The organism is Streptomyces sp. NPDC056600, from assembly GCF_042792855.1.
In the GTDB taxonomy this organism is placed as follows: Bacteria; Actinomycetota; Actinomycetes; order Streptomycetales; family Streptomycetaceae; genus Streptomyces.
In genome coordinates this window covers 60130-86091 of the sequence record NZ_JBHTVQ010000031.1, presented here as the reverse complement: position 1 = coordinate 86091, position 25962 = coordinate 60130, and the positions used below count along the sequence as shown (strand labels likewise).

Below are 25962 nucleotides of genomic sequence, written 5' to 3'. Positions count from 1 at the left end.
GAACCTCGTCTCCGAAGGAGACGGGGTATCAACATATCTGGCGTTGACTTTTGGCACGCTGTTGAGTTCTCAAGGTGCGGACGCTTCCTTTGTACTGACCCTCTCGGGCTTTCCTCCGGGCGCTTCCTTCGTTTCCGACTCTATCAGACCGTTTCCGTTCCGATTTCCTCGGTGCTTTCCAGGTTCTTCGCCTTTCGGCGTTTTCCCTTTCCGGCGTTTCCGACTCTATCAGAACCTTTCGGCGCCTGATTCCCAGTCAGAGGGGGTTGTCTTCCCGGCTGTTGGGCCGTTCCGACGTCTCAAACCTTAGCGGATCTTTCCCGTGGTTCCCAATCGGCCCTTTTCGGAGCCGGCCCGGAGACCTCGAGATCCGCGTGAATTGCATTCCGGGCACGCCGAAAAGAATCCCGCGGGGGTGATCGTGCTGGGTGTGAGGTGCCGCTGAGAGCGGCGGACGGTTGCCGGGGAGCCGTGACGGCTCGGCGGCAACTCGAAGAACCTTACGGACCGGAGGGGGACGTGTCAAGAGACCCGGCCGACGCGGTCAGTCCAGGTCGGTCAGGCGGCCGCCGGCGTCCGGCTGGGCGTGCTCGACGCGGATGAGCAGCCGGTTGAGCAGCTCGCCCAGGGTGGCGCGCTCGTCGGAGGAGAGGTCCTGGAGGAGGTCCTCCTCGAAGACGCTCGCCAGCCGCATGGCGTCCAGCCACCGCTCGCGGCCGAGCGGGGTGAGCTCGACGATGACCCGGACGCGGTTGGACTCGTCGCGCTCGCGGGTCACCAGGCTCTCGGTGACCATGCGGTCGATCCGGTGGGTCATCGCGGCCGGGGTGAGGCCGAGGCGCTTGGCCAGCTCGCCCGGGCCCATTCGGTAGGGGGCGCCGGAGAGGACCAGGGCCTTGAGCACCTCCCACTCGGCGTTGCTGATGCCGAGCTCCGAGGTCTGCCGGCTGTAGGCGACGTTCATGCGCCGGTTGAGCCGGGACAGCGCGGAGACGACCTTCTCGACCTGGGGGTCGAGGTCCCGGAACTCCCGCTGGTAGGCCGCGATCTGCTCCTCGAGCGTCGGCTCGTCGAGAGCCGCTGCGGTCGGGTCTGCGGAGTTGTCGGCCATGTGCGGAGTATCGCATGCACAGACTTGGCATCTGAAGACCTTGGGTGTGTAGTCTTTAGCTTCGAACTTTAGGTTCGAAGTGTTCAGGGCTAACGACTCGTAGCGAGGCAGGTGACAGTGAGCAAGGCGATGCGGCGGATCCAGGTGGGCAGCGCGCTCAGCGCGTTCGGTCTGGGATTCACCGTTCCGTATCTGTACGTCTATGTGGCACAGGTGCGGGGGCTGGGCGCCGTGACAGCGGGGCTGGTCCTCGCGGTGTTCGCGGTGGCCGCCCTGATCGTGCTCCCGTTCGCCGGGCGGGCCATCGTGTCGCGGGGCGCACTCCCCGTGCTGGTCGCCTCGCTGGTGACGGCCGCGGCGGGCTCCCTGGCGCTGGGCCTGTCCGCCGACGCCACCACGGTGCTGCTGTCGGCGGCGCTGCTCGGCGCGGGACAGGCCGTGATGCAGCCGGCGCTGGCCACCCTGGTCGTCGACTGCTCGTCCACGCTCTCCCGGACCCGGGCGTTCGCCACGCAGTTCTTCCTGCAGAACCTCGGACTGGGCGTCGGCGGCCTGATCGGCGGGCATCTGGTGGACCCGTCGCGCCCCGGCTCGTTCGTCCTGCTGTTCTCCATCCAGGCCGCGATGTTCGTCCTGCTCACCGGCCTGATGGCGACCACGCGGCTCCCCAGGGCGACCCTGCCGGAGGACGGCGGTCCGGAGCAGGTGCCCGCGGTGAAGGCCGACTGGCGCGCGCTGTTCCGCAACCGGGCGATGGTCTGGCTCTGCGTCCTGGGCTTCGTGCTGTTCTTCGCCTGCTACGGGCAGTTCGAGTCGGGCCTGAGCGCCTACGGCGTGGAGGCGGCGGGCATCTCGACGTCCACGCTGGGTACCGCGCTGGCCGCGAACACGGCGATGATCGTGCTGGCCCAGTTCCTGGTGCTGCGCTTCGTGGAGCGGCGGCGGCGTTCCCGGGTGATCGCGGGCGTAGGCCTGCTGTGGGCCGTCGCCTGGGCGGTCGCCGGGTTCTCCGGGCTGGCCGACGTCAGCCAGGCCGTCGCGACCGTCTCCTTCATCTCGGTGTACGCGCTGTTCGGACTGGGCGAGGCGCTGCTGTCGCCGACGCTGGCGCCGCTGGTCGCCGATCTCGCGCCCAGCGGGCTGGCCGGTCAGTACAACTCGGCGTTCGCCCTGGTCAAGCAGTTGGCGCTGGCGATCGGCCCGGCTGTGGGCGGGCCGATGGGCGCCGCGCTGCACGGGCCGTACATCGTGCTGATGCTGGTGTTCTGCCTCGGCCTGGCGGGGCTCGCGATGGTGCTGGAGCGGCAGCTCACCACCGCGCAGAACCACCCCTACGCCACCCGATCCCGGGTGGTGGCGCAGTCCGCGCCGGCCTCGCCTCCGGCGGCTCCGGTGGGTGCCGACGCGTAAGCGCCCGGCTCCCCGACGGAGCGCGTCCCACCCTGAGCGCGTCGGCCCCTCGGGCCGGCGCGCTCAGCGCAGCGCGAACTCGCACCAGACCGCCTTGCCGCCGCCCGGCGTGCGCCGGCAGCCCCAGCTGGAGCTGATGGTCGCGACGATCGCGATGCCCCGGCCCGATTCGTCGCCCGGCTCCGCGCGGCGGCGGCGCGGCAGGTGGTCGTCCGCGTCGGTGACCTCCACGATCAGCCGGCGGTCGGTGCGGCGCAGCCGCAGCCGCATCGGCGGCACCCCGTGCTGGAGCGAGTTGGCGACCAGTTCGCTGGCCGCCAGAACACCGAGGTCGCAGAGGTCCGCGGGGAATCGCCAGCTGGCGAGCACCCCGGAGGTGAACGCGCGGGCGTGCGGGGCCGCCTCGGCGCCGCCGAGCAGTTCCAGCTCGGCGTGGCGGAAGAGGTCCGCCTCGGCGCCGGTGCGCTCGGGATGCTGGACCACCAGCACGGCGACGTCGTCGTCGTGGTCGGCGGTGACCCCGGCGGAGCGCATCAGGCGGTCGCAGATCACCTGGGGGTTGCCGCCCGCGCCGGCCAGCGCCCGCTCCAGCGCCGTGATCCCCTCGTCGAGGTCCTTGTCGCGGCGCTCGACCAGGCCGTCCGTGTAGAGGACGGCCGTCGACCCGGGGGTCAGCGGCACGGAGGCGGAGGCGTGCACCCAGCCGCCGGCGCCGAGCGGCGGGCCGGTGGGCTCCTCGGTGCGCACGACCTCGCCCTCGGCGTCGCGGACCAGGATCGGCAGGTGGCCCGCCGAGGCGTAGACCAGGCGGCCCTCGTTGGGGTCGTGCACCGCGTACACACAGGTGGCGATCTGGTTGGCGTCGATCTCGGACGCCAGGCCGTCCAGCAGCTGGAGCACCTCGTGCGGCGGGAGGTCCAGGCGGGCGTAGGCGCGCACGGCGGTGCGCAGCTGCCCCATCACGGCGGCGGCGCGCACCCCGCGCCCCATCACGTCGCCGATGACCAGCGCCGTGCGGCCGCCGCCGAGGGTGATGACGTCGTACCAGTCGCCGCCCACCGCCGCCTCGGTCCCGCCGGGGTGGTAGGTGGCGGCGATGCGCAGGTCGTCGGGCTGCTCGAGCTCCTGCGGGAGCAGGGAGCGCTGGAGGGTCACCGCGGTCTCGCGCTGACGGCGCTCGCTGGCGCGCAGCCGCTCGGCCGCCTCGGCGTGGTCGGTGACGTCGGCGGCGAAGACCAGCACGCCGCCGTGCCGCTCCCCCTCGACCGCCACGGGGGTGCAGGTGAAGGTGTAGCAGCGGCCGTCGGAGACCTTGCGGGACTTCAGCGTGCGCGGGCGGGCGCTGCGCAGGACCTGGTCCAGGAGGGGGAGCAGGCCGGTCTCGACCAGTTCCGGGAGCTGGTCGCGGGCCGCTCCGCCCGGGGTGCGGGGGCCGAACGCGGCGGCGTAGGCGGCGTTGACGTAGGCGACGCGGTGGTCCGTGCCGTGGACCAGGGCGACCAGGGCGGGGACGCGGTCCAGCACCTCGTGGACCGCCAGGTCGTCGAGGGCCGCGGCGCCGGGGCGGGGTCTGCCGCCCGGCTGCTCGGCGCGGGCGGCGGGGACGGAGCCGTCGGTCCGGCGCTCCTGGGCCTCCCGGCCCGGGGTCGCTCCGTCCGGTGAGGGGCCCGTTCCCGCTCGCGCTGCGGCGCGGCGCTGCGTTCCGGGGAGCCGGGCGCTCCAGCGCGTGAAGTTCACGAATCCTTGCCTCGGGTTGTGGTCTCCGGCCTGATCCGGAATGCGGCCGGGTCGGGCGGCCGCCGCGGACGGTGGACCAGTGTGGCAGCCCCGGAGCGGTCCGGGGCGGTTTGCACCGACATCCGTTGGACGCCTGGCGCGTTTGCGGAGTTCCTTCGTCCGGTCAGGTGGACCCGTTCGGGTCGGGGTGAGGGCCGTCGGGATGCATTCCCCCGGCAGCGCGTTCGAACTCCGCACGCGGGTGCTCCATCGAGCCGAGTGAGACGATCTCCCGCGCGAACAGACCGGCCAGCGTCCATTCGGCGAGCACCCGCGCCTTGCGGTTGAGGGTGGGCAGGCGGCCCAGGTGGTAGGCGCGGTGGAGCAGCCAGGCGGCGCGGCCGGTGAGCCGGCGTCCGCGGATCTGGGCGACGCCTTTGCGCAGGCCGAGGGAGGCGACCGCGCCGAGGTGGGCGTGGGCGTAGCGCTCCGTCGGCTCACCCCGCAGGGAGCGCACGAGGTTGTCGGCGAGGACCCGGGCCTGGCGCACCGCGTGCTGGGCGTTGGGCGCCACGGTGGTGCCGGGCGCGTCGACGGCGAGGTCGGGGACCGCGGCCGCGTCGCCGGCCGCCCAGGCGTGCGGGACGCCCTCGACGGCGAGGTGTCCGGTGCACCGCAGCCGCCCCTGGGGGTCCAGCGGCAGGCCCGTGGCGGCGAGCATCGGGGATGGCCGAACCCCGGCGGTCCACACGAGGGTGCGCGCGGGCAGCCGTGCGCCGTCGTCGAGCACCACGACCCGGTCGGTGCAGGAGCGCAACCGGGTGGACAGCCGGACGTCGACGTTGCGGCGGCGCAGCTGGGTGAGGGCGTAGCGGGCGAGCCGCTCGTCGACCTCGGGGAGGATGCGGTCGGACGCCTCGACCAGGAGCCAGCGCAGGTCTTCGGGGGCGATGGTGTTGTAGTGCCGGACCGCGTAGCGGGCCATGTCCTCCAGCTCGGCGATCGCCTCGACCCCCGCGTAGCCGGCGCCGACGAAGACGAAGGTGAGCGCCGCCTCGCGGACCGCGGGGTCGCGGGTGGAGGCGGCGATGTCCAGCTGCTCCAGGACGTGGTTGCGCAGTCCGATGGCCTCCTCCACGGTGCGGAAGCCGATGCCGTGGTCGGCGAGGCCGGGCACCGGGAGGGTGCGCGAGACGGAGCCGGGGGCCAGCACGATCTCGTCGTAGCCGATCGACTCGCCGCGGGGTGCGGAAGAGTTGCGGGCGGCGCGTTCCCCGGAGGCGGCGGTGGTGTACCGGGCGAGGCGCCGGGAGTGCTCGACGCCGGTCACCTCTCCGACGATCACCCGGCAGCCGTCGAGGACGCGGCGCAGCGGCACCACCACGTGCCGCGGGGAGATCGATCCGGCGGCGGCCTCGGGGAGGAACGGCTGGTACGTCATGTACGGGTCGGCCGTGATCAGGACGATCTCCACGGCGCCGGCGCGGAGCTCGGCGCGCAGGCGGCGTTGCAGCCTCAGGGCCGTGTTCATCCCGACGCAGCCGCCGCCCACCACCAGTACCCGGGTGCGCTCCTTCAACATCACACACCCCATGACGCACCCCGCTCAGGACTTTGTCCACAGCCTTGGCAATTCATGTGACCGGCGGCGGATCGCGGGAGTGTGGCGGTGGCATCGGGGCGCGCGGCGGAATCCGCAGGTCGCGGGGGAATCGAGGGCTCCCGGCGGGGGCGCGGCGCGGACTTGTGCGCCGTGTACTCCTTTCGAGGGCCCACCCACGCGGAACGGGACCCTTCTGAATTGACGCCCACTCAACTATGTTCGTTGTGCGTCGGGGTGTGGGGGGATGCGCGGTTCGTGTCCGCGTCGGGCGGGTTTCTTGTCATCCGTCCTCTCCTCGTGGCCCGGCCGTCCAAGGTGGGGAGTCTCCGGGGGGAGACGCAAGAACCGGGGGGTTACACATGCAGACTCAGGAATCTCATCGGCCGTCATCGGCCGTCGCGCGGGCCGCTTCGACGCCGGTCGCGGCGACGGTCGGCGCCACCGGCACCGGTCTCGCCCATGCCGCGGCCCGCGGGATGCGCACGACGCCGCTGCGGGTGGACGCGCAGCGGAATCTGGAGCACGTGCTGCGCGCGGCCCGCGAGGTGTTCGGCGAGCTGGGCTACGGGGCTCCGATGGAGGACGTCGCCCGGCGTGCCCGGGTGGGCGTGGGCACGGTCTACCGGCGCTTCCCGAGCAAGGACGTGCTGGTGCGGCGGATAGCCGAGGAGGAGACGGCCCGTCTGACGGACCAGGCTAGGGCCGCGCTGGGCCAGGAGGACGAGCCGTGGTCGGCTCTCTCCCGGTTCCTGCGCACCTCGGTCGCCTCGGGCGCCGGGCGGCTGCTGCCGCCGCAGGTGCTGCGGGTCGGCGTGGCCGACGACGCCCGGGTGCCGCAGCAGCGGAGCGTCCCGGCGGACCCCGGCGAGTCCGGCCTGCCGGGCGACGACGCCGGAGCGGCGGCGCTGCTCGACGTGGTCGGCCGGCTGGTCGACCGGGCGCGGGCCGCGGGCGAGCTGCGGACGGACGTGTCGGTGGCGGACGTGCTGCTGGTGATCGCGACCGCCGCGCCCTCGCTGCCGGACCCGGCGCAGCAGGCGGCGGCCTCCTCGCGGCTGCTGGACATCCTGCTGGAGGGCCTGCGTTCGCGGCCGTCCTGACGCGGGACCCCGCCCGGTGACGGGCGGGGTGCGGCCGGGGCCGTCCAGGTGCTCGATCCGGGGCCGCGTGCGGGGGGTGTCCCTCGTGCGCGGCCCCGATTGTGCCGCGTGAGGTGCCCGGCTGGAACCCCTGATCGGGCGAAACCCCACGGACGAGTGGTAGTTCCGTCGGTCCGCTCGACGCCGTGTCCCGCTGTGCCACGCTGGCCGCGACATGACGGACCGGCGTGCGGGGGCCAGCCGAGATATGGGCGCGGACGAGCGGAACGACAAGGGCGCCAGGGCCGGCGAGGGTGCGGCGGGCATGGGCGCGGGTGCGGGTACGGGGGGTGCGGGCGCGGGTGGGTCACGGCCCGCCGGCGCCGCCGGGAGGATTCCCGAGCAGGCCGGGCCGCCCGGCGCGGGAGCGCGGGAGCCCGAGGCCGGGGCGCGTGAGGCCGGGGCCCGTGAGACCGGCAGTGGGGCGCGTGAGGCCGGGTCCGGGGCCCGTGACACCGCAGGCCGGTCGCATGAGGCCGGGCTGGCCGCGGGGCCGGGGCGCGGGGCCTTCTTCCCCGCGCAGCGGGAGGCGGGCAGCGGACGGGAAGCTGCCGGGGACCCCGCCCCGGGCTCCGACGCCGAGTTGATCGTGCGGATGCGGGCCGGGGACGACTCCGCCTACGAGGCCCTCTACCGCCGGCACGCCGACGCCGTGCGCCGGTACGCCCGCACCTGTTGCCGGGACGCGCACACCGCGGACGACCTCACCGCCGAGGTGTTCGCCGCCATGCTCCAGGCGGTGCGCGGCGGGGCCGGTCCGCGGCACGCCGTCCGCGCCTACCTGCTGACCACCGTGCGCCGCACCGCCGCCGGCTGGACCAGGTCGGCCCGGCGCGAGCAACTGGTCGACGACTTCGCGGTGTTCGTCGAGCAGTCGATCCGCGGCACCGACCGGGTGGACGACGACACGCTGGAACTCGGCGCGGACGTGCGGGCGATGCACGAGGCCGATCAGTCCCTGGCGATGCGGGCGTTCCGCTCGCTGCCCGAGCGCTGGCAGGCGGTGCTCTGGCACACCGAGGTCGAGGACGAGTCGCCGGGCGAGGTCGCCACGCTGTTCGGGCTGGACGCCAACGGCACGCGGGTGCTCGCCAGCCGGGCCCGTGAAGGTCTCAAGCAGGCGTACCTGCAGGCGCACGTCAGCGCGACGCTCACCGCCGACGCGGAGTGCGCCCGGTACGCGGACCGGCTGGGCGCGTTCGCCCGGGGCGGGCTGCGGATCCGGGCCGAACGGGGGCTGCGCAAGCACCTCGAGGCATGCGCGCGGTGCCGGATGGCGGCGGCACAGCTCAAGGAGGTCGCGCAGGGCATCCCGGCAGTGGTGCCGGTGGCCGTCATCGGGTGGTTCGCCGCGGCGGGGTACGCCAAGGTGGCGGGGCTCGTGGCGGGCGGCACCGGGGCCGGGGCGGTGGCCGTGGGCGGGTCGGCGGTGGCCGCGGCGGGCGCCGGCGGCGGCGCGGGGGGTGCCACGGCGGCGGCCGGGGGCGCGGGAGGTGTGGTCGCGGGGGGTTCCGGAGCGGCGGCCGGTGCGGGTGCCGGGGCCGGTGGTGGCGGGGCGGTGGCCGAAGGGCTGGGGGCTCCGGCCAAGGCGGGCATCGCGGCGGGGGTGGTCACGGTGGCCGCCGCGGTGGTGGCGCTCGCGCTGATCGGGGACGACCGCCCCGCGCCGTCGACGCCGCCGGTGGCCGGTCCTCCGCCGGTGTCGGAGCCGGCCGCGGCACCCGAGGACGTGCCTCCGTCGTCCGGGCCGAAGCGGCCCGCGCGGCCGGTGGAGGCGGGGGCGGCGGCAGCCCTCCCGCCGGAGTCCGAGCCGTCCGCCGAGGCGCCCGCGCCGTCCGTCGAGCCCTCGCCCTCGCCCTCCCCCGCTCCGGCTCCCGCGCCAAGGCCGGCGCCCGGGCCGGCCGAGGAACCGCCGCCCCCGCCCGTGGCGCCGGCCGAGTACCGGTGGAGCGGCCTGCCGTACGGCGTCTCCGGTGACGGCAGCGGGCCGGAGATGCGGCTCGCGCAGAGCACCTGGGTCTGGCAGCGGAGGTCCCTCGCCGTCGCCGGGGTGACCTACCCCGAGGGGGTGACGGTCAACGGGCGGTCCTCCGTGGTGATCGACCTCAACCGGTCGTGCACCTCGTACCGGGCGATGGCGGGGATCGACGACATGTCGCTGGGGCTGGGGTCCGCGGTGTTCTCCGTCCACGCCGACGGGGTGCGGCTGTGGCAGTCCGGGGTGGTGCGGGCGGGGGATCCGGCGGTGCCGGTGTCCGTCGCCCTGTCCGGGCGGCGGACGGTCCGTCTCGTCGTCGAGCCGCGCGGCGGCGCTCTCGCGGTCCCCGCCGACTGGGCCGCCTCCCGCTTCCTCTGCGGGTGACTTCACGGCAGGGCGGTTCCGCCCGTGCCGCCGGAGGGTGCGACCACAGCCCCCTCCCCCGCAGTGGACGACCGTGCCGCCACGGCACGAGACGGCCCCACCCGCCTGCGGACAATCGTGCCGTGCCGCTGGGCCATGCGGGTCCCCCCCGGACGGAGTCTGGGGAGGGCGGGCGCAGGGCCCCACGTCCTCCAAGAACTTCGTCCGGGGGAGTACCCCCATCGCCCCCTGGGCGGCACAGCCGCCCGCAGGTGGGGCGACGTGACCGTCCCGCAGGCGCGGGATGGCAGGGTGGTGGAAGCGACGCGGCGAAAGGACGCCCCCCGTCACCGTCCCGTCGCGTCGAGGGCCTTGCGGCGGGGTGGGGTGAGGCCGGCGGGGGCGGCGCGGCGGCGGGCGGTGCCGGTCCAGCAGGTGCCGCGCCGCGACAGCAGCCGCCGCAGCCACAGTTCGAGGGAGACGATGTCCGCGAGCCCCGCGGAGGCCAGCGGCTCGCCCTCCGCCCCCGCCCGCAACGCCTCCCGCACCACCCGCGCCTCGACCAGCCCCGCCTCCGCCAGGAACGGCGAGGCGAACAGGTCGCCCAGCACGTCCCCCGCGGCCCGCAGTCCCGCCCGGTCCGCGGCCTCCGCCGTGGCGTGGCTGGGCGCTCCCCAGCCGGGCGGCAGGTCGCCGACGCCCGCGCCCTCGAGGACCGAGCGCAGGATCGCCGCCCGTGCCCCGGGCCGCACCCGCAGCGTCTCCGGCAGGGCGCGCCCCGCCCGCACCACCTGGTTGTCGAGGAAGGGCGCGTGCAGCCGCTGCGCGCGGACCTCCGCCGCCTGCTCCAGCACCCGTACGTCCGCCGCGTAGCGGGCCAGCGCGGCCCGGGCGCGGAAGTCGCCGGGCCGCTGCCCGGGGCCCATGGCCGCCGCGCGCAGCGTCGCCGCCTGCAGACGTCCGGAGACGTCGGCCAGCGCCTCTCCGGTCAGCCACCGCGCGGCCGGACCGGGGGTGGCCCACACCAGCGCGGCCAGCGAGGCCTCCACCGCTCCGGCCACGGCGGCGGCGTCGTCGAACCGGCGGTGCCGCAGCCGCTCCGCCAAATCGTTCATGCCGGCCGGGTACGAGGTGCGGGCCAGCTTGCGGGCCGCACCGTAGACCCGGGCCGGGACCAGCACCGAGCCGTCCGCCCGGGCGAGGGCCATGGTGGGCCGGACCAGGTGGCGGCGCTTGCGGTCCATCAGCAGGTCGGCGAGGCGGGCCGGGTGGGCGTCCAGGACCTCGCGGGCGCCGTGCCCGGTGAAGTGGTCGGCGCTGCCCGCCGCGAACCGGGCGCGGTGCCGGGCCGCGGAGACCAGCGAGCGGCCGGGCTCGTCGGTGAGCGGCCCGTCGAGGTCGGCGTAGGGCAGTGCCTCCGCGCCGCCCGCGACCACCACGTGCCGCAGGCGGGGGTTGGCGGCCAGGGTGCCCGCACGCTCCAGTTCGGCCTCGCGGCCGCGGACCGCCAGGTCGTTGAAGGTGACCGCGAGGAGCCGCTCCCCCGCACCCGCGCCGTGACCGAGCACGGTGCCGGGGCGGCCGGGCAGACCGGCGGCGAGCAGGGCCAGGGTGCCGGAGCCGGGGCCGCCGGACAGGTCGGCGCCGATGCCGGGCACCGGCATCCGGTCGGCACGGCGGTCGGCGGGACCCATGCCGGGCACCGGTCCGGGGTCCGTCCCGGCGCCGGGCATGTGCCGGGGAGCCGCCAGCCGGGTGCGGACCGCCTCCACCAGCGCCTCGCGCAGCGCGTCCACGGCGCTGTGCGGGTCGGCGGAGGGCGCGGCCACGGCGAGCGACGCGACCGGCTCGTACCCGGCGACCTCACGCGCTCCGGCGCGCAGGATCAGGGCGTGTCCTGGCGGGATGCGCCGCACCCCTTCGTAGGGGGTCGAGTCCTGCACCGCGGCCGGGACCTCCGGCGCGGCGAGCAGGGCGGCCAGGTGCCCGAAGTCGAGGTTGGCGCCGACCAGGTCGGCGAGCGGCAGCGCCGCGGTGGCGTAGGCGGTGCCGCCCCGCCAGGGGGTGTGGAAGACGGGGCGGGCACCGGCCAGGTCGCCGCAGATCGTGGTGCGCCGGTCGACCTGGACGACGACGGTGTAGCTGCCGGGCCAGGCGGTGAGGTGGCGCAGCGCGCCGCCGCGGGCCGCGAAGAGGCCGGCCAGCAGCTGGTCGTCGGTGGCCCCGCACAGCCCCACCACCGCTATCCGGGTGCGGGCGTCGGCGATCAGGACGCGGGTCTCGTCGGGCCGCCAGTCGCCCACCGCCCACAGCGGGTCGACGCCGCCCCACAGCAGCTGCGCGCCCACCGGCTCGGGGGTGTCCTCGCCGAACTCGTCGGGGTAGCCGTCGGGTTCGCCGTAGGCGCCGAAGAGGTCGGGGCCGGGCGGCCGATGGCCCGCGGCGGTGCTGCTCCATCCCACCAACCACCGCATCGACGCCTCCACAGGCTGTGGACAATCAGTGCACGAGCGAACCTGTGCACCATGCTGCCACGAAGGGAGTGTCACGGAGGCATGCCGACGCGCCCTCCGTGCCGGCCGCCCGAAGGCCCCGTCAAGTGCCGCTCCACCGGGGCGACTTGAATGCGCCCCCTGGCGCGCCCCCGGTGACCACCCGGTGCGCCTGCGTTCACCTGGCGGGAGGGCCCTGACGGCCTCTCGGCGTGGGGCATATTTTCAGCCAAATACGCCGACTGTGTGCGACCTGCGGAGCCCCGCGCACACTCTCCGTACATACGGAGGAGTACGTACGGTCCGGGAGGCGGGCTGCGCCTCCCGGACCGGTCCGCCGCCCGCGGGGATGTGGCGGCGGTGTCCCCCAGCCCGCTGGATCCAGTACAGCGGGCCGACCCACGCATCACCCATGGAACAGTCCCGGCCGCCGGCGATGCAGAGCGCACGGCCGGGCGCACGGCCACACACCGGGAGCACGTGGACACACTCCGTACTCCCGCCCGGGCAGCAATCTCGCCATACGGAACTTTGCCCCTTAACGCATGGGATTCGGAGAACTACGCTGGGTTTACGAATGCCGCGGGTTTATGCCAGTCGCGGCAGCCGTCTCTGCCGAGGGGGAAGCGGATGTCCAGGGAGCAACGCGGGCCGAACGAGAAGCTCGGCGCCGTTCTCGCCCTCGCGGGCATCAGCAACGCGGGGCTGGCGCGGCGGGTCAACGACCTGGGGGCGCAGCGCGGTCTGACGCTTCGGTACGACAAGACGTCGGTGGCGCGCTGGGTGTCCAAGGGCATGGTGCCGCAGGGCGCGGCCCCCCATCTGATCGCGGCCGCCATCGGGCAGAAGCTCGGCCGGCCGGTCCCGCTGCACGAGATCGGGCTGGCGGACGCCGACCCGACGCCCGAGGTCGGTCTGGCCTTCCCGCGCGACGTCGGGCAGGCGGTGCGGTCGGCCACCGAGCTGTACCGGCTCGACCTGGCCGGCCGGCGGGCGGGCTCGGGCGGCATCTGGCAGTCGCTCGCCGGTTCCTTCGCCGTCTCCGCCTACGCGACGCCCGCCTCGCGGTGGCTGATATCCCCGGCCGACACCTCGGTGGCGCGCGAGGCCGGCGCCACGGAGGGGTCCGGCTCGCCGCTGAAGGTGGGCCACAGCGACGTCCGCAAACTGCGCGAGGCGGCGGAGGACGCGCGGCGGTGGGACTCCAAGTACGGCGGCGGGGACTGGCGGTCCTCGATGGTGCCCGAGTGCCTGCGGGTCGAGGCGGCGCCGCTGCTGCTCGGGTCGTACTCCGACGACGTCGGGCGCGCCCTCTTCGGGGCGAGCGCCGAGCTGACCCGGCTGGCGGGCTGGATGGCCTTCGACACCGGGCAGCAGGAGGCCGCGCAGCGCTACTACATCCAGGCCCTGCGGCTGGCCCGCGCGGCGGCGGACGTGCCGCTGGGCGGCTACGTCCTGGCGTCCATGTCCCTGCAGGCCACCTACCGGGGCTTCGGCGACGAGGGCGTGGACCTCGCCCAGGCCGCGGTGGAGCGCAACAGAGGGCTGGCCACGGCCCGCACGATGAGCTTCTTCCGCCTGGTCGAGGCGCGGGCCCACGCCAAGGCGGGGGACGCGGCCGCGGCCGGGACGGCGCTGAAGGCCTCCGAGAGCTGGCTGGAGCGTTCCCGTGAGGGGGACAACGACCCGACCTGGCTCGGCTTCTACGGCTACGACCGGTTCTGCGCCGACGCCGCCGAGTGCTACCGCGACCTGAAGGCGCCCGGGCAGGTGCGGCGGTTCACCGAGCAGGCGCTGTCCAAGCCGACCGAGGAGTTCGTGCGCTCGCACGGGCTGCGGCTGGTGGTCTCCGCGGTGGCCGAACTGGAGTCCGGCAACCTGGACGCGGCCTGCGAGCAGGGGGTCCGCGCGGTGGAGGTGGCCGGGCGGATCTCGTCCGCGCGCACCACGGAGTACGTCAAGGACCTGCTCACCCGGCTCGAGCCGTACGGCGACGAACCGCGTGTCGTCGAGTTACGCGAACGCGCCCGCCCTCTTCTCGGCACCCCGGCCTGACCTCGGCCGCCCCCGGCACGGCGGCGCCCGGACCGGGGGTGGTGAGCGCGGGGCGAAGGAGCGGTGCGCCGTAGAATCGGGGCATTGTGTCTGACGCCCCGAACCCCAGCCGCCGCCCCGCCCGGACCCCCCGGTTCCCGGACGGACCGCAGCCCGATCCGGCCGGCTCCCACCACGAGCGCCGCATCCGCAGCTTCCAGCCCCGCCGCAGCCGGGTGACCACCGGACAGGCCGACGCCATCGAGCGGCTCTGGGCCCGGTGGGGCCTGGACATCGACGGCCGCCGCACCCTGGACCTCACCGAGCTCTTCGGTGACGACCGCCCCGTCGTGCTGGAGATCGGCTTCGGCATGGGCGAGGCCACCGCCCAGATGGCCGCCGACGACCCGGCGACCAACATCCTCGCGGTGGACGTGCACACCCCGGGCCAGGGCAACCTCCTGAGCCTCGCCGAGAGGAGCGGACTCGGCAACGTCCGCGTGGCCAACGGCGACGCGATCATCCTGCTCCGCGAGATGCTCCGGCCCGACGCGCTGGCCGGGCTGCGCGTCTACTTCCCCGACCCCTGGCCCAAGAAGCGGCACCACAAGCGGCGGCTGATCCAGCCCGAGTTCCTGGACCTGGCCGCCGACCGGCTCAGCCCGGGCGCGGTGCTGCACTGCGCCACGGACTGGGAGCCGTACGCGGAGCAGATGATGGAGGTGCTGACCGCGCACCCCCGCTTCGCCAACACGCAGCCCGAGGGGCACTTCGCGCCCCGGCCGGAGTTCCGTCCCCTCACCCGGTTCGAGGGCCAGGGGCTGGACAAGGGGCACGTCGTGCGCGACCTGCTCTTCCGCCGGGTCTGAGGAACCGGCGGCACGGCGGATCAGTCGGAGGCCGTGTCCAGCCGGGCCGTCTGCTCGTCGGTGAGCCGCAGGCCGGCGACCGCCGTGAGGGCGGGCAGCTGGTCCACCGTGCGGGCGGAGGCGGTCGGCGCGACCACCGTCGGGCGGGCGGCGAGCCAGGCCAGGGCCACCGTGGCCGGGGACGCGCCGTGCGCCTCGGCGATCTCGTCGAGGGCGGCCAGGACGCGCCGGCCACGCTCGCTGTCCAGGTGCCGGGCCGCTCCGGTCGCCCGGGGGCTGTCCACCGTGGTCCCCGGGCGGTACTTGCCGGTCAGGAAGCCGGACGCCAGCGCGTAGTACGGCACGGCGGCCAGCCCCGCCCGCTCGGCGACGTCGCGCAGGGGGCCCTCGTAGGTGTCCCGGGAGACCAGGTTGTAGTGCGGCTGCACGACCGTGTAGCGGGCGAAGCCCTCGCGCTCGGAGAAGTCCAGCGACTCCTGCAGCCGCTCGGCGGTGATGTTGGACGCGCCGATCGCCCGCACCTTGCCCTCGCGGACCAACTGGTCGAGGGCGAGCAGGATCTCCTCGACCGGCGTCCCGGGCTGGTCGAAGTGCGTGTAGTACAGGTCGATGTGGTCGGTGCCCAGCCGGCGCAGCGAAGCCTCCGCCGCCGCCCTGATGTTGGCGGCGGACAGCCCGCGGTACTTCGGGTGCTGGCTCACCTTGGTGGCGACCACGACCTCGGAGCGGTTGCCCCGGGCCTTGAGCCACCTGCCGATGACGGTCTCCGACTCGCCGCCCTCGTTGCCCTCCACCCAGGCGGAGTACGAGTCGGCGGTGTCGACGAAGTTGCCGCCCGCCGCGGTGTACGCGTCGAGGACGGCGAAGGACTCCCGCTCGTCGGCGGTCCATCCGAAGACGTTGCCGCCGAGGGCGAGCGGGAACACCTCGAGGCCGGACGTACCCAGCTTGCGCAGTTCACTCATGACGATGACCAACGCGTCCGGCCGGCGGCGCATTCCGACGCGCCGTCAGCCGGCCACGGACATAGGGAAGGGGGAGGGGGGTGCGGCGTCGTCAGAGGTTGACGCCGCGCGCGGCCATCCAGGCCATCGGGTCGACGCCGTCGCCGCCGCCCGGGTGCACCTCGAGGTGCAGGTGCGGGCCGGTGACGTTGCCGGTCGCGCCCACCCGGCCGATGACGTCGCCGGTGGTCACCTTCTGGCCGACGCTGACGTTGATCGAGGACTGGTGGCAGTACCAGAGCTCGGTGCCGTCCTCGAGGGTGAGGATGGTCCGGTAGCCGTACGAGCCTGCCCATCCGGCCTCGGTGACGGTGCCGGTGTGGACGGCCTTCAACAGCGTGCCGGTGGGGGCCGCGAGGTCCAGGCCCGTGTGGTAGCCGGAGGACCACATGGAGCCGGCCTGCATGTACGTGGAGGTGATCGTGTAGGAGGACGCCGGCGAGACGAAGCTGGCCGCCAGCTTGGCGATGCGCTCGGCCTCGGCCTTGGCCTTGGCCTCCTCCTCGGCCTTCTCGGCGGCGGCCTCGCGGGCCTGTGCCTCCGCCTTCTCCTTGGCCGCCTTCTCGGCGGCGGCCTGGGCGGCGGCCTCCTGGGCCTCCAGCGCGGCCTGCGTCTCGGCCTCCTGCTCCTGCTGGGCGGCCTGCGCCATGATGCGGGTGCGCAGCGCCTCGCCGGCGTCGGCGGAGGACGGGGTCTCGGCCGGGGCGACGCCCACGCCCATCTCGCCGAGGACGCTGGGGGCCTGCTCGGCGGCCGCGGTTTCGGTCTCGTCGCCGCCGGGAAGCAGGGAGGTGACCGGGTCCAGCGACGGCATCTGCGGCATGGTGATGTGCACCGGAGCCTTGCCGGGCGCGGCGGTGGCCATGCCGCCCGCGCCGACGGCGGCGATCACACCGACGCCGAGGACGGTGGAACTGCGGGCCAGGCCCCGCTGCTTGGCCACCCGGTGACGGCCTCTGGAGACCGTCCCCTCGCTGGGGTTCCACTCCCCGAAGGAGCCCTCGCCGGGGACTCCGGCGGGACCGTACGCGTCGGCGGCCACACGCTGGCTCGGCACGAAGGGCAGTTCAGGGGCAGGGGGGTTGGACGCCACGGAGGCGCGCTCCTTTCCTTCCGTCTCGCCTACCGGGTTAGCTGACGGGTTCGGAGCGGGAAGGTCTCCTACGCGCGCATACGGAGATACGCCCGATTCACCCCGGAAAGTGGTTCCCCGGTTCCCTTGCGGGATTCGGCAGAGCGCACGGAGCCGTCGCTTGTGACGGCTGGGACAGCCGCGCGCTGCGTTATCGAACGTTAATAGAAGCGGTGGCTCAATTCCAAGCCGTTCCTTCACATCGTCCAACGTTGTGGCCTGAACCTATGGAGGTTCTCCAGGGCGAAACGGACATGGCTTAGGTCACACCGTCACGACCGCCATGGCTTGATCACTTCGGTGGGCGTCCTGCGGTCCCGGGGTGCCGCCGCCGCGTCCGGGCCGGTCACACGCTCCGCACGGCCAGCAGCGCCATGTCGTCCGCGATGTCTCCCCCGGAGTGCAGGGCCACGTCCTCGGACAGGAATTCCAGCAGGTCCTCCGGCTCGCCGAACACCCGCCCGTCCAGCCGCTCGACCGGGTCGTAGAACACCCCGTCCTCGTCCCGCGCCTCGGTCAGACCGTCGGTGTAGAAGAGCACCGTGGCGCCCGGCCGCAGCGGCACGGGCGGACCGGGGTGGGGCGATCCCACCAGCTCCGCGAGCGCGAGCGGGCCCCCGGGCTCCCCCGAATCCAGCAACCGCGGCTGTGCCCCCGGTTCCAGCAGCAGCGGCGGCGGATGGCCGTGGTTGACGATCGTCACGCTCCGGCCGTCCCGGGAGAACTCGGCGAACACCGCCGTCACGAAGCCCTCCTGCTGTTCCAGCTCCACGGCCCGCCGGTCCCGCTCACGGACCACCGCCTGCTCCATGTGCTCGGCGGCCTGTTCGATGGTGTCTGCCCGCTCCGCCACCTCGCGGAAGGCCCCGACGACGACCGCGACCGCCGCCACGGCGTCCATCCCCTTGCCGCGCACGTCCCCCAGCACCACCCGTACGCCGTGCGGCGTGTCGTGCGCGGCGTACAGATCGCCGCCGATGTTGGCCTCCCGCAGGGCCGCCTCGTACCGGGAGGCGATCCGCAGGGCGCCGATCCGCCGCTGCGGCTGCGGCATCACGGCCCGCATCGCCACCTCGGCCATCTGCCGGGCGGACGCGAGGCGCAGGTCGACGCGGTGGACCGCCGTGTTCATCACGCAGGACAGCACCGAGACGAAGACGACGGTGAGCAGCTCGGTGACCATCAGGGCAGGGGAGTCCGTGTCCCGGGTCAGCCGCACGTAGAGGGTGAGACCCGTCGAGAGCAGTCCGATCAGCACCGTGGCGCGCAGGGTGTACAGAGGAGCGGCGATCAACGGGGCGGCGGCGAAGAACGGTACGGCGGTCACGTCCCGCGGCGTCAGACTGTCGTAGGCGAGGCCGAGGACCAGGGCCAGGAAGGGCAGCACCCGCAGCACCAGACGGGCGTAGAGGATCCACCGTCGGCCTGGCCCGAAGGCGGCCTCGGCCTCCGGATCCACCGGTCCGCCTCGCCTCAGCATGGAGTCCATCGTCGCGCGCCGGGCCGGAAGCGGCGACCGCTGGCCTGCGCACGGATGAAGGCTGACGGAGAAAGCTGACGGAGAGGCGCCGGAGAAGAAAGCCGACTGCGGACGCAAACACTCAGGGCCGGAATCCGTGAAGGATTCCGGCCCTGAGTCTTCAGTAGCGGGGACAGGATTTGAACCTGCGACCTCTGGGTTATGAGCCCAGCGAGCTACCGAGCTGCTCCACCCCGCGTCGTTGTGTCTTCACTGTACGACATGGCGCGGGGGAAAAGCGAATCGGTTCACGTCGACCCGCCGAACAGGTGGCGGTTGGGCTCCATGGCACGCTCCTCGTACTCGGGCAGTCGCACCACCCGGGCGCCGCCCGCCGCCAGCACCCCGCTGCCGTCCGCGGCCGCCACGAAGGTGTCGGGCTCCCGCCAGGCGGTGACCACCCGCCGCACCCCGGCGTCCAGGATCAGCCGCGCGCACGGGGCCGGCCGGGAGGCACGGCGCGCGCACGGCTCCAGGCTGCTGTAGACGGTGGCCCCGGGCAGCCGCGGGTCGTCCGGGGCGATCTTGGCGAGCGCCGCCTCCTCGGCGTGGACCACCGGGTCGCCTCCCTCCCGGGAGTGGCCGCGGGCCAGCTCGGTGCCGTCCTCGGCCACCACCACCGCGCCCACGCTGAACGCGGTGCGGGACGGCGGGCACTCCTCGGCCAGGTCGCAGGCGAGGCCCAGCCAGTACCGGTCGGCGGCGGAGGCCGAGGGGCCGGCGCCCGGGGCGACCGGCCGGTAGCGGGCGAGCACCACGTCGCCCACCCGCCGGGTCTCCTCCAGCCGCAGCCTGCCCGGCGGATAACCGCCCGGGCCGAAGAGCCGCGGCGCGTCCGGTTCGCCGACCAGCAGCGGGCCCAGCGCCAACTGGAGCTCGTCGGCGAGCTGGAGCCGCAACAGCTGGGTGTGGACGCTGCCGCCTCCCTCGACCATCAGCCGTCGCACCCGGTACGCGGCGTGGAGGTGCTCCAGAACGGCCCGCCAGTCCAGTTCCGGTCCCACCGGGACCACCTCGACGTCCTTTTGGCCACGCAGCGCCTCCTGCGCCCGCGATGCGCCCCCGTCCGTGGTGTAGACGGCCTTGCGGCCGCCGGTGCGCCAGAAGCGGGCCGCCGGGTCCAGTTCACCCGAACCGGTGACGAGCACCTTGAGCGGGAACTCCGGCAGCCCGGCAGCGGTGCGCGCGGCCCGCCGTTCGGGCGAGCGGACCACCAGCCGCGGGTCGTCGGCGCGCAGGGTGCCGGCCCCGATGAGGATCGCGTCGCTCGCGGCCCGCACCTCGTCGACCCGGTCGAAGTCCTCGGGGCCCGAGAGCAGCAGCCGCTCCGGGCCGGTGTCGTCGAGGCAGCCGTCGAGCGAGACGGCGGCGGAGAGCAGGACGTAGGGGTGCGGCATGGGGCGGCTCCGGGACGTGACGCGGCGCATGCTCCGGCCGGGGTCGGCCGGGCGCATGCGCCGCGTCAGAAGTAGGCCCTGTGGGACTCGAACCCACAACCAATGGATTAAAAGTCCACTGCTCTGCCAATTGAGCTAAGGGCCCGTGGTGATGTTGCTTCCCCGAGCATAGCGGGAGGGGGCCTCCCGTCCGAGCGGGTATCCGGGGCCGACGGCGCGCGGGAAGCGCGGAGGGCCCGCACGACCGGGGTCGTGCGGGCCCTCACAGGCGGTGTGCGCGGGCGCGTCAGCCGTTGCGCTTCCAACGCGGCTTCTCGTCGCGGCGGCCGAAGGAGCCACCGCGGTGGTCGTCACGACGGTCGTCGCGGCGGCCGAACGGACGGTCCGAGGTGCCGCCGGCGCGGAAGCCCGGGCGGTCGTCACGGCGGTCGCGGTTGAACGGACGGTCGTTGCCGCGGAAACCACCACGGTCGTCACGACGCTCGAACGGACGGCCGCCACGGTCACCGCCGCGGTCGTCACGGTTGAACGGACGGTCGCCACGGTCGTTGCCGCGGTCGCGGTTGAACGGACGGTCGTCGCGGCGCTCGAAGGAACGGCCGCCACGGTCACCGCCGCGGTCGTCACGGTTGAACGGACGGTCGCCACGGTCGTTGCCGCGGAAACCACCGCGGTCGTCACGACGCTCGAACGGACGGCCGCCGCGGTCGTCACGACGCTCGAAGGAACGGCCACCACGGTCGTCGCGGTTGAACGGACGGTCGCCACGGTCGTTGCCGCGGTCGCGGTTGAACGGACGGTCGTCGCGGCGCTCGAAGGAGCGGCCGCCACGGTCACCGCGGTCGTCGCGGCGGAAGCCGCCACGGTCGCCGCCCCGGTCGTCGCGGCGCTCGAAGGAACGGCCACCACGGTCGCCACCGCGGTCGTCACGACGCTCGAAGGAACGGCCACCACGGTCGTCACGGTTGAACGGACGGTCGCCACGGTCGTTGCCGCGGTCGTCACGGCGCTGCGGGCGGTCCTCGCGCTCGGTGCGGTCGACCTGCTGGGCGCTCGGCTGCTCCGGCACGGAGACGGCGGCGGCCTCGGTGGCCTCCGCGGCCTCACGGACGACGGCGGCCTCGGCCAGCGCGGCCTCCGGGTCGTCCCCGCGCTCGCGGGCGGCACGGGCGGTGAGGCGGTCGGCCTCGTCGCGCAGCTCGGCGGCGCGGCGCTGCAGACGCTCCAGCTCCTTGGTGAGCTGGGCGACCTCACGCTCGGCCTGGACGGCGGCGCCGGCCACCGACTCGGCCTGGAGCTCGGTCATCGAACGGGCGCCGGTGATCTCGGCGACCTCGGGCTCGAAGGCGTTGCCGCTCTGGATGATGTGGCGCGAGGCGTCGATGCCCGCGTCCTCCATCAGCCGGAAGATCTGGCGGCGCTGGTGCGGCAGCGACAGCGAGACGACGGTGCCGGTGCGGCCGGCACGGGCGGTGCGGCCGGCACGGTGCAGGTAGTCCTTGTGGTCGCCGGCCGGGTCCACGTTGAGGACCAGGTCGATGCCGTCGACGTGGATGCCGCGGGCGGCGACGTCGGTGGCGACCAGAACGTTGACGTAACCGTCCTTGAAGTCGGCCAGGGTGCGGGTACGCGCGCCCTGGGTCATGCCGCCGTGCAGGGCGTCCGCCTTCACGCCGGCGTCGCGCAGCTGCTCGGCGATGCGGTCGGCGCCCAGCTGGGTGCGGACGAAGATGATCGTGCGGCCCTTGCGGGAGGCGATCGCCGCGGTGACCGGAGCCTTGTCCTTCGGCTTCACGATCAGGATGTGGTGCGACATGGTGGTGACGGCGCCCTGGGCGGCGTCGACCTCGTGGCTGACCGGGTTCTCCAGGTAGCGGTCGACCAGGGTCTTGATCTCGTTCTCCATGGTGGCGGAGAAGAGCATCCGCTGGCCGCCGGCCGGGATCTGGTCGAGCAGCTCGGTGACCTCGGGCATGAAGCCCAGGTCGGACATCTGGTCGGCCTCGTCGAGCACCGCGACCTCGACGTCGCCCAGCGAGCAGGCGCCGCGGCCGATGATGTCGCGCAGACGGCCCGGGGTGGCGACGAGGATGTCGACGCCGCGCTCCAGGGCGTAGATCTGGTTGCCCATCGAGGTGCCGCCGCAGACGACCTTCATCTTGAGGCCGAGCACGTCGCCGTAGGGCTGCAGGGCGTCGGCGACCTGCATCGCCAGCTCACGGGTCGGGGTGAGGATGACGGCGCGGGGGCGCTTCTTCTCGGTGCGGCCGCCGGCCAGACGGGCCAGGGCCGGCAGACCGAAGGAGAGGGTCTTGCCGGAGCCGGTGCGGCCACGGCCCAGGATGTCCTTGCCGGCCAGGGCGTCCGGGATGGTCGCGGCCTGGATCGGGAAGGGCGTGGTCACGCCGTTCTGCGCGAGCTTGCGCACGACGCCCTCGGGGAGGCCGAGGTCGGCGAAGGTCGGCCCCGTCTCCTCGGGAGCCTGCTCCTCGGCGGCGTCCGCGGCCTCGGTGACCTCGGGGGCCTCGACGGCGTCCTGGGCCTCGACGGCGTCGGTGGTCTCGTCGAGCTCGGTCGCCGTCTCGTTCTCGGCGACGACGAACTGATCAGTACTGGAAATGGACATGCTTATGCGAAACCTTCCGGAGTCTCGTCGGCACGCGCCCGTCAACTCCGTGTTTCGCGAGGAACCGCCTCGATGCGGTCAGCCACGGCAAGGGAGAGAACGCGCCACACGGCGCGCTCTTTTTCGCTGCGCCGGGCAAATGGGATCAAACGATCTACCACCATACGCACCTCACGCCCATCCGCGCAAACGAGAACGGCGAACGCGAGCCACGCCACACTCCTGAGCCGCTACACGGCCACCGGCGCCTCGCCCGCGGAAGGCTGCGAAGGGGGCAGCGCGGAGGACGGCTGGACCGGCGTGGGGTCCGGAGAGGGCGGCGGCGGGGAGGGCTGCGGCTGCACGGGGCTGGGTTCCTGGCTGGGCGGCTCGGGCGCGGGCTCGCCGGGATCGGCGGGGAGCGGCTCGCCCGGCTCCTCCACGTCGCCCGGGTCCGTGTCCGCCGGGTCCTCGGCCTTCCCGGGGCGCTCGCCCTTCTTCCGGTCCGCCGGACGCCGCTCGTCCTCGCCGGACCCGCCGGGCCGCCGCGAACCGCCGGAATCGGGGCGCGCGCCCTCGCCGGTCACCCGGGGGTCGAAGGCGCCGCCGCCGGGGGCTCCCGGCCCTGCCCCGCCGTCCTCGGCGCCGCCGCTCTCCGCGGACCGCGCCGGCCGGGCCCGGTCACCGTCCTCACCCGGAAGGTCCACGCAGCCGGACGCCAGGCCGGAGACGGCGACGACCGCGGCGGCAATACGAACGGGGACGTACACACGGCGCACGGGAGCCACCTCCGAGGGCGGGGGGAGAGTCACCCTGCCCAACTCCCGCCGGGCGCAGGAGGACACGCCCGTGCGCCGCGCAATCACCACCGCCCGCCGCACCGCCCCGGGCACCGGGCACCGGGCACCGGGCGCCGGGGGCAGCGCCGGGCGCCGGGGGGCAGCGCCGGGTATCGGGGGCAGCGCCGGGTGTCGGGGCTCGGGGCTCGGGCTCGGGGCTCGGGGCTCGGGCTCAGCCGTAGCCGAGGTCGTGCAGGCGCGCGTCGTCGATGCCGAAGTGGTGGGCGATCTCGTGAACGACCGTCACCTCCGTCTCGGCGACCGCGTCCTCCCGGGTGTCGCAGAGCCGCAGGGTCGGGTTCCGGTAGATGGTGATCCGGTCCGGCAGCACCCCCGCGTACCACTCGCCCCGTTCGGTGAGCGGCGTCCCCTCGTACAGCCCCAGCAGCTCCGGGTCGTCCGCCGGCGGCTCGTCCTCGACGAACACGGCGACGTTGTCCATCAGCCGTGTCAGCTCGGGCGGGATCCGGTCGAGCGCCTCCGCCACCGTTTCCTCGAACTCCTCGCGCGTCATCTCCAGCACACCGCCATTCTGTGCCACAACGCCCGTCCGCACACCCGCCCGGGCGGCTCCGGCGCCACCGCCCGGAACCGCGTATCCCGCCGGAGACCTGGGCATACGGTCCCAATGCCCCGCTTCGACGTCCGCCTGTCCGCCGTGCCGCACCGCATACGCACCCTGCTGAGGCGGAGGTCCGCCCCGGGCGTCCGGCCCGAACTGGGCCGCCGCGCGCACCCCGTGGCACGGGCCGCCGGGCTGGTCGCGGTGGTGCTGGCCGGCGCCTGGCTGGGCCTGCTGACCGTCGGCGTGGTCCGCGCCCCGGTCGGCCCGGTGAACACCACCATGGGCCTGCACCCCTCGGTGGACGGCGGCACCGAGATCCGCATACCGCCGCTGGGCGCGCTGTCCCTGGACACCCACACCGCGCCCTTCCGGCTCCAGGTCGAGCTCGACCAGCTGGACGCGGAACGCTCGCGCGACCTGGTCGACCACCCCGAGCGCATCTCCGGCCTCCAGGACGCCATCGCCGAGGACGTCGGCGACGGCATCCTCACCCTCGCGGTCCGCTCCGGCGCCGCCGTGGTGGTGGGCGCGACGGCACTGGGGCTGATCGTCTACCGCCGCCCGCGCCGCGCCCTAACCGCCGGCGGCCTCGCCCTCGCACTGCTCGGCGCCTCCGGCGCCACCGCCTGGGCCACCTGGAACCCCAACTCGGTGCTCGAGCCCCGGTTCTCAGGCCTGCTCTCCTCGGCCCCCTCGGTGGTGGGCAACGCGCGCAGCATCGTCTCGGACTTCGACGTCTACCAGCAGGAGCTGGCCCGCCTGGTCACCAACGTCACCAAGCTCTACGACGCCACCAGCACCCTCCCGGCCTACCAGCCCGACCCCTCGACGATCCGGGTGCTGCACGTCTCCGACATCCACCTCAACCCGGCCAGCTGGGAGATCGTCGCCTCGCTGGTCGACCAGTACGAGATCGACGTGATCGTGGACTCCGGCGACACCATGGACCACGGCACCAAGGCCGAGAACCGCTTCCTGGACCCCATCCCGGACCTGGGCGCTCCCTACGTCTGGGTGCGCGGCAACCACGACTCCCGCGACACGCAGACGTACGTCTCCGGTCTGGACGACGTGCACGTGCTGGACGAGGGCGGGGCCGTCGACGTCGCGGGGCTGCGGTTCGCGGGCATCGGCGACCCCCAGTTCACGCCCGACCGGAGCAAGCCGCAGGGCGGGAAGGCCGCCGCGGAGCGGGCCGGGGTCCAGCTGGCCGCGGAGATCCGCGACCACCGCCGCGCCGGGAAGCCCGTGGACGTCGCCGTCGTCCACGACCCGCAGGCGGCACGGAAGGTGGACGGCGTGGTCCCGCTGGTGCTGTCCGGCCACATCCACAAGCAGCGCACCTGGCTGATGAAGCTGGGCACCCGGCTGCGCACCGAGGGCTCCACCGGCGGCGGCGGGCTGCGGGCGCTGGAGGGGAAGAAGCCGGACCCGATCGAGACGTCGGTCCTCTACTTCGACCGGGACAGCCGCCGGCTGCAGGCCTGGGACGAGATCCGGCTGGGCGGTCTCGGCCTCACGACCGCCGAGGTGAGCCGCCATCTGGTGAAGGAGAACCAGCCGGGCGGGGCCTCCCCCTCGCCCTCCGGTTCCGGCTCCGGATCGCCCGCCGTCCCGTCCACCGTGGAGCCGTCGCCACGACGGTCCGGCGGCGGGCGCTAAACGTTTTGGCGATACCCCTCGGCATCACCTATGCTTCTCACGTCCCCGACGCGCTGAGAAGCGCCCAGGCGGGCCGTATAGCCCTCATCGTCTAGCGGCCTAGGACGCCGCCCTTTCAAGGCGGTAGCACGGGTTCGAATCCCGTTGGGGGCACGCAAGATCGTGTGCGACACTGTTAACGCAAGACGCGCACAACGCTTGGTCCTGTGGAGCAGTTTGGAGTGCTCGCCACCCTGTCAAGGTGGAGGCCGCGGGTTCAAATCCCGTCAGGACCGCTGAGGTTTCACGTGAAACCTCGTGGCTGGGTAGCTCAGCTGGTACGAGCGTCCGCCTGAAAAGCGGAAGGTCCCCGGTTCGACCCCGGGCCCAGCCACCACCAGGAAGACCCCCTTCGGTTGCCGAAGGGGGTCTTCGCTGTTGCCGTCCTGCCGTCGTCCGCTGTGCCGTCCTCGCTGATGCCGGGGCACCGACCCCCGGTTAATGCGCTCGCCACCCCGTTCGGGAAGGTGCGATCCTGGAATGCG

The 25962-nt window shown here is 74.1% G+C and carries 17 protein-coding genes, 5 tRNA genes and 1 riboswitch; of the genes, 9 read left to right on the top strand and 13 right to left on the bottom strand.

The annotated features are described in order from the left end of the window. Positions 1-544: 544 nt before the first annotated feature. Positions 545-1111, bottom strand: coding sequence for a MarR family winged helix-turn-helix transcriptional regulator (locus ACFRAV_RS17490; protein WP_382556343.1), 567 nt, complete (start codon positions 1109-1111; stop codon positions 545-547). A gap of 117 nt (positions 1112-1228) precedes the next feature. Between ACFRAV_RS17490 and ACFRAV_RS17485 the strand changes: the two genes are divergently transcribed. Continuing rightward, complete coding sequence (locus tag ACFRAV_RS17485; protein WP_382556340.1) at positions 1229-2521, top strand: MFS transporter; 1293 nt, start codon at positions 1229-1231, stop codon at positions 2519-2521. A gap of 63 nt (positions 2522-2584) precedes the next feature. Here ACFRAV_RS17485 and ACFRAV_RS17480 read toward each other — a convergent pair whose 3' ends face one another. Both ACFRAV_RS17480 and ACFRAV_RS17475 read right to left on the bottom strand, forming a co-directional pair. Continuing rightward, the gene (locus ACFRAV_RS17480; protein WP_382556337.1) at positions 2585-4258 is read right to left on the bottom strand and encodes a SpoIIE family protein phosphatase; all 1674 of its coding nucleotides are present in this window, start codon (positions 4256-4258) and stop codon (positions 2585-2587) included. A gap of 163 nt (positions 4259-4421) precedes the next feature. Further along, entirely contained in the window at positions 4422-5819 is a 1398-nt protein-coding gene (locus ACFRAV_RS17475) for an NAD(P)/FAD-dependent oxidoreductase (RefSeq protein ID WP_382556336.1), read from the bottom strand. Between the two features lie 380 nt (positions 5820-6199). Here ACFRAV_RS17475 and ACFRAV_RS17470 point away from each other — a divergent pair, with 380 nt between their 5' ends. Together ACFRAV_RS17470 and ACFRAV_RS17465 are read left to right on the top strand one after the other, a co-directional pair. Continuing rightward, on the top strand, positions 6200-6940 hold the full coding sequence (locus ACFRAV_RS17470; protein WP_382556334.1) for a TetR/AcrR family transcriptional regulator: 741 nt from the start codon (positions 6200-6202) through the stop codon (positions 6938-6940). Positions 6941-7154: 214 nt separating this feature from the next. Beyond that, entirely contained in the window at positions 7155-9341 is a 2187-nt protein-coding gene (locus tag ACFRAV_RS17465; RefSeq protein WP_382556333.1) for a sigma-70 family RNA polymerase sigma factor, read from the top strand. A 326-nt stretch (positions 9342-9667) separates the two neighbouring features. Here ACFRAV_RS17465 and ACFRAV_RS17460 read toward each other — a convergent pair whose 3' ends face one another. After that, positions 9668-11794 carry an asparagine synthase-related protein gene (locus ACFRAV_RS17460; protein WP_382556331.1) on the bottom strand — a complete coding sequence of 709 codons (2127 nt, stop codon included), beginning with the start codon at positions 11792-11794 and terminating at the stop codon, positions 9668-9670. 648 nt (positions 11795-12442) lie between these two features. Between ACFRAV_RS17460 and ACFRAV_RS17455 the strand changes: the two genes are divergently transcribed. Continuing rightward, a complete protein-coding gene (locus ACFRAV_RS17455) occupies positions 12443-13867 on the top strand; it encodes an MFS transporter (RefSeq protein WP_351113877.1) in 1425 nt (474 codons plus the stop codon). A gap of 86 nt (positions 13868-13953) precedes the next feature. Beyond that, a complete protein-coding gene (trmB, locus tag ACFRAV_RS17450) occupies positions 13954-14715 on the top strand; it encodes a tRNA (guanosine(46)-N7)-methyltransferase TrmB (protein WP_382556329.1) in 762 nt (253 codons plus the stop codon). Between the two features lie 20 nt (positions 14716-14735). On the opposite strand, the gene ACFRAV_RS17445 is transcribed toward trmB, so the two are convergent. The 9 genes from ACFRAV_RS17445 to ACFRAV_RS17405 all read right to left on the bottom strand — a co-directional run bounded on the left by ACFRAV_RS17445 (position 14736) and on the right by ACFRAV_RS17405 (position 23734). Then, the gene (locus tag ACFRAV_RS17445) at positions 14736-15680 is read right to left on the bottom strand and encodes an aldo/keto reductase (protein ID WP_382556326.1); all 945 of its coding nucleotides are present in this window, start codon (positions 15678-15680) and stop codon (positions 14736-14738) included. 91 nt (positions 15681-15771) lie between these two features. Then, complete coding sequence (locus ACFRAV_RS17440; RefSeq protein WP_382556323.1) at positions 15772-16812, bottom strand: M23 family metallopeptidase; 1041 nt, start codon at positions 16810-16812, stop codon at positions 15772-15774. 11 nt (positions 16813-16823) lie between these two features. Continuing rightward, a riboswitch (cyclic di-AMP (ydaO/yuaA leader) is annotated at positions 16824-16963 on the bottom strand. 234 nt (positions 16964-17197) lie between these two features. Next, positions 17198-18331, bottom strand: coding sequence for a PP2C family protein-serine/threonine phosphatase (locus ACFRAV_RS17435; RefSeq protein ID WP_382556321.1), 1134 nt, complete (start codon positions 18329-18331; stop codon positions 17198-17200). 164 nt (positions 18332-18495) lie between these two features. Next, a tRNA-Met gene (locus tag ACFRAV_RS17430) sits at positions 18496-18569 on the bottom strand. A 49-nt stretch (positions 18570-18618) separates the two neighbouring features. Next, a complete protein-coding gene (locus ACFRAV_RS17425) occupies positions 18619-19767 on the bottom strand; it encodes a dihydrofolate reductase family protein (protein WP_382556319.1) in 1149 nt (382 codons plus the stop codon). Between the two features lie 72 nt (positions 19768-19839). Further along, positions 19840-19912: transfer RNA gene (locus tag ACFRAV_RS17420), tRNA-Lys, on the bottom strand. Positions 19913-20053: 141 nt separating this feature from the next. Then, the gene (locus ACFRAV_RS17415; protein ID WP_382556317.1) at positions 20054-22393 is read right to left on the bottom strand and encodes a DEAD/DEAH box helicase; all 2340 of its coding nucleotides are present in this window, start codon (positions 22391-22393) and stop codon (positions 20054-20056) included. Positions 22394-22623: 230 nt separating this feature from the next. Continuing rightward, entirely contained in the window at positions 22624-23151 is a 528-nt protein-coding gene (locus tag ACFRAV_RS17410) for a hypothetical protein (protein WP_382556314.1), read from the bottom strand. A gap of 232 nt (positions 23152-23383) precedes the next feature. After that, positions 23384-23734, bottom strand: coding sequence for a metallopeptidase family protein (locus tag ACFRAV_RS17405; RefSeq protein WP_351113867.1), 351 nt, complete (start codon positions 23732-23734; stop codon positions 23384-23386). A gap of 105 nt (positions 23735-23839) precedes the next feature. Between ACFRAV_RS17405 and ACFRAV_RS17400 the strand changes: the two genes are divergently transcribed. From ACFRAV_RS17400 to ACFRAV_RS17385, 4 genes are all read left to right on the top strand, one after another. Next, entirely contained in the window at positions 23840-25438 is a 1599-nt protein-coding gene (locus ACFRAV_RS17400) for a metallophosphoesterase (protein ID WP_382556311.1), read from the top strand. 80 nt (positions 25439-25518) lie between these two features. Continuing rightward, positions 25519-25591, top strand: a tRNA-Glu gene (locus ACFRAV_RS17395). A gap of 47 nt (positions 25592-25638) precedes the next feature. Further along, positions 25639-25713: transfer RNA gene (locus ACFRAV_RS17390), tRNA-Asp, on the top strand. A 24-nt stretch (positions 25714-25737) separates the two neighbouring features. Next, positions 25738-25814: transfer RNA gene (locus ACFRAV_RS17385), tRNA-Phe, on the top strand. The last annotated feature ends 148 nt before the right edge of the window (positions 25815-25962 follow it).

Excerpts from the sequence above, each read along its gene's own strand:
- ACFRAV_RS17460 (WP_382556331.1), bottom strand. The coding sequence starts at position 11,794 with ATGCGGTGGTTGGTGGGATGGAGCAGCACCGCCGCGGGCCATCGGCCG.
- ACFRAV_RS17415 (WP_382556317.1), bottom strand. The coding sequence starts at position 22,393 with ATGTCCATTTCCAGTACTGATCAGTTCGTCGTCGCCGAGAACGAGACG.
- ACFRAV_RS17465 (WP_382556333.1), top strand. The coding sequence starts at position 7,155 with ATGACGGACCGGCGTGCGGGGGCCAGCCGAGATATGGGCGCGGACGAG.
- ACFRAV_RS17400 (WP_382556311.1), top strand. The coding sequence starts at position 23,840 with ATGCCCCGCTTCGACGTCCGCCTGTCCGCCGTGCCGCACCGCATACGC.
- ACFRAV_RS17425 (WP_382556319.1), bottom strand. The coding sequence starts at position 19,767 with ATGCCGCACCCCTACGTCCTGCTCTCCGCCGCCGTCTCGCTCGACGGC.
- ACFRAV_RS17435 (WP_382556321.1), bottom strand. The coding sequence starts at position 18,331 with ATGCTGAGGCGAGGCGGACCGGTGGATCCGGAGGCCGAGGCCGCCTTC.
- ACFRAV_RS17445 (WP_382556326.1), bottom strand. The coding sequence starts at position 15,680 with ATGAGTGAACTGCGCAAGCTGGGTACGTCCGGCCTCGAGGTGTTCCCG.
- ACFRAV_RS17490 (WP_382556343.1), bottom strand. The coding sequence starts at position 1,111 with ATGGCCGACAACTCCGCAGACCCGACCGCAGCGGCTCTCGACGAGCCG.
- ACFRAV_RS17455 (WP_351113877.1), top strand. The coding sequence starts at position 12,443 with ATGTCCAGGGAGCAACGCGGGCCGAACGAGAAGCTCGGCGCCGTTCTC.
- ACFRAV_RS17475 (WP_382556336.1), bottom strand. The coding sequence starts at position 5,819 with ATGTTGAAGGAGCGCACCCGGGTACTGGTGGTGGGCGGCGGCTGCGTC.
- ACFRAV_RS17470 (WP_382556334.1), top strand. The coding sequence starts at position 6,200 with ATGCAGACTCAGGAATCTCATCGGCCGTCATCGGCCGTCGCGCGGGCC.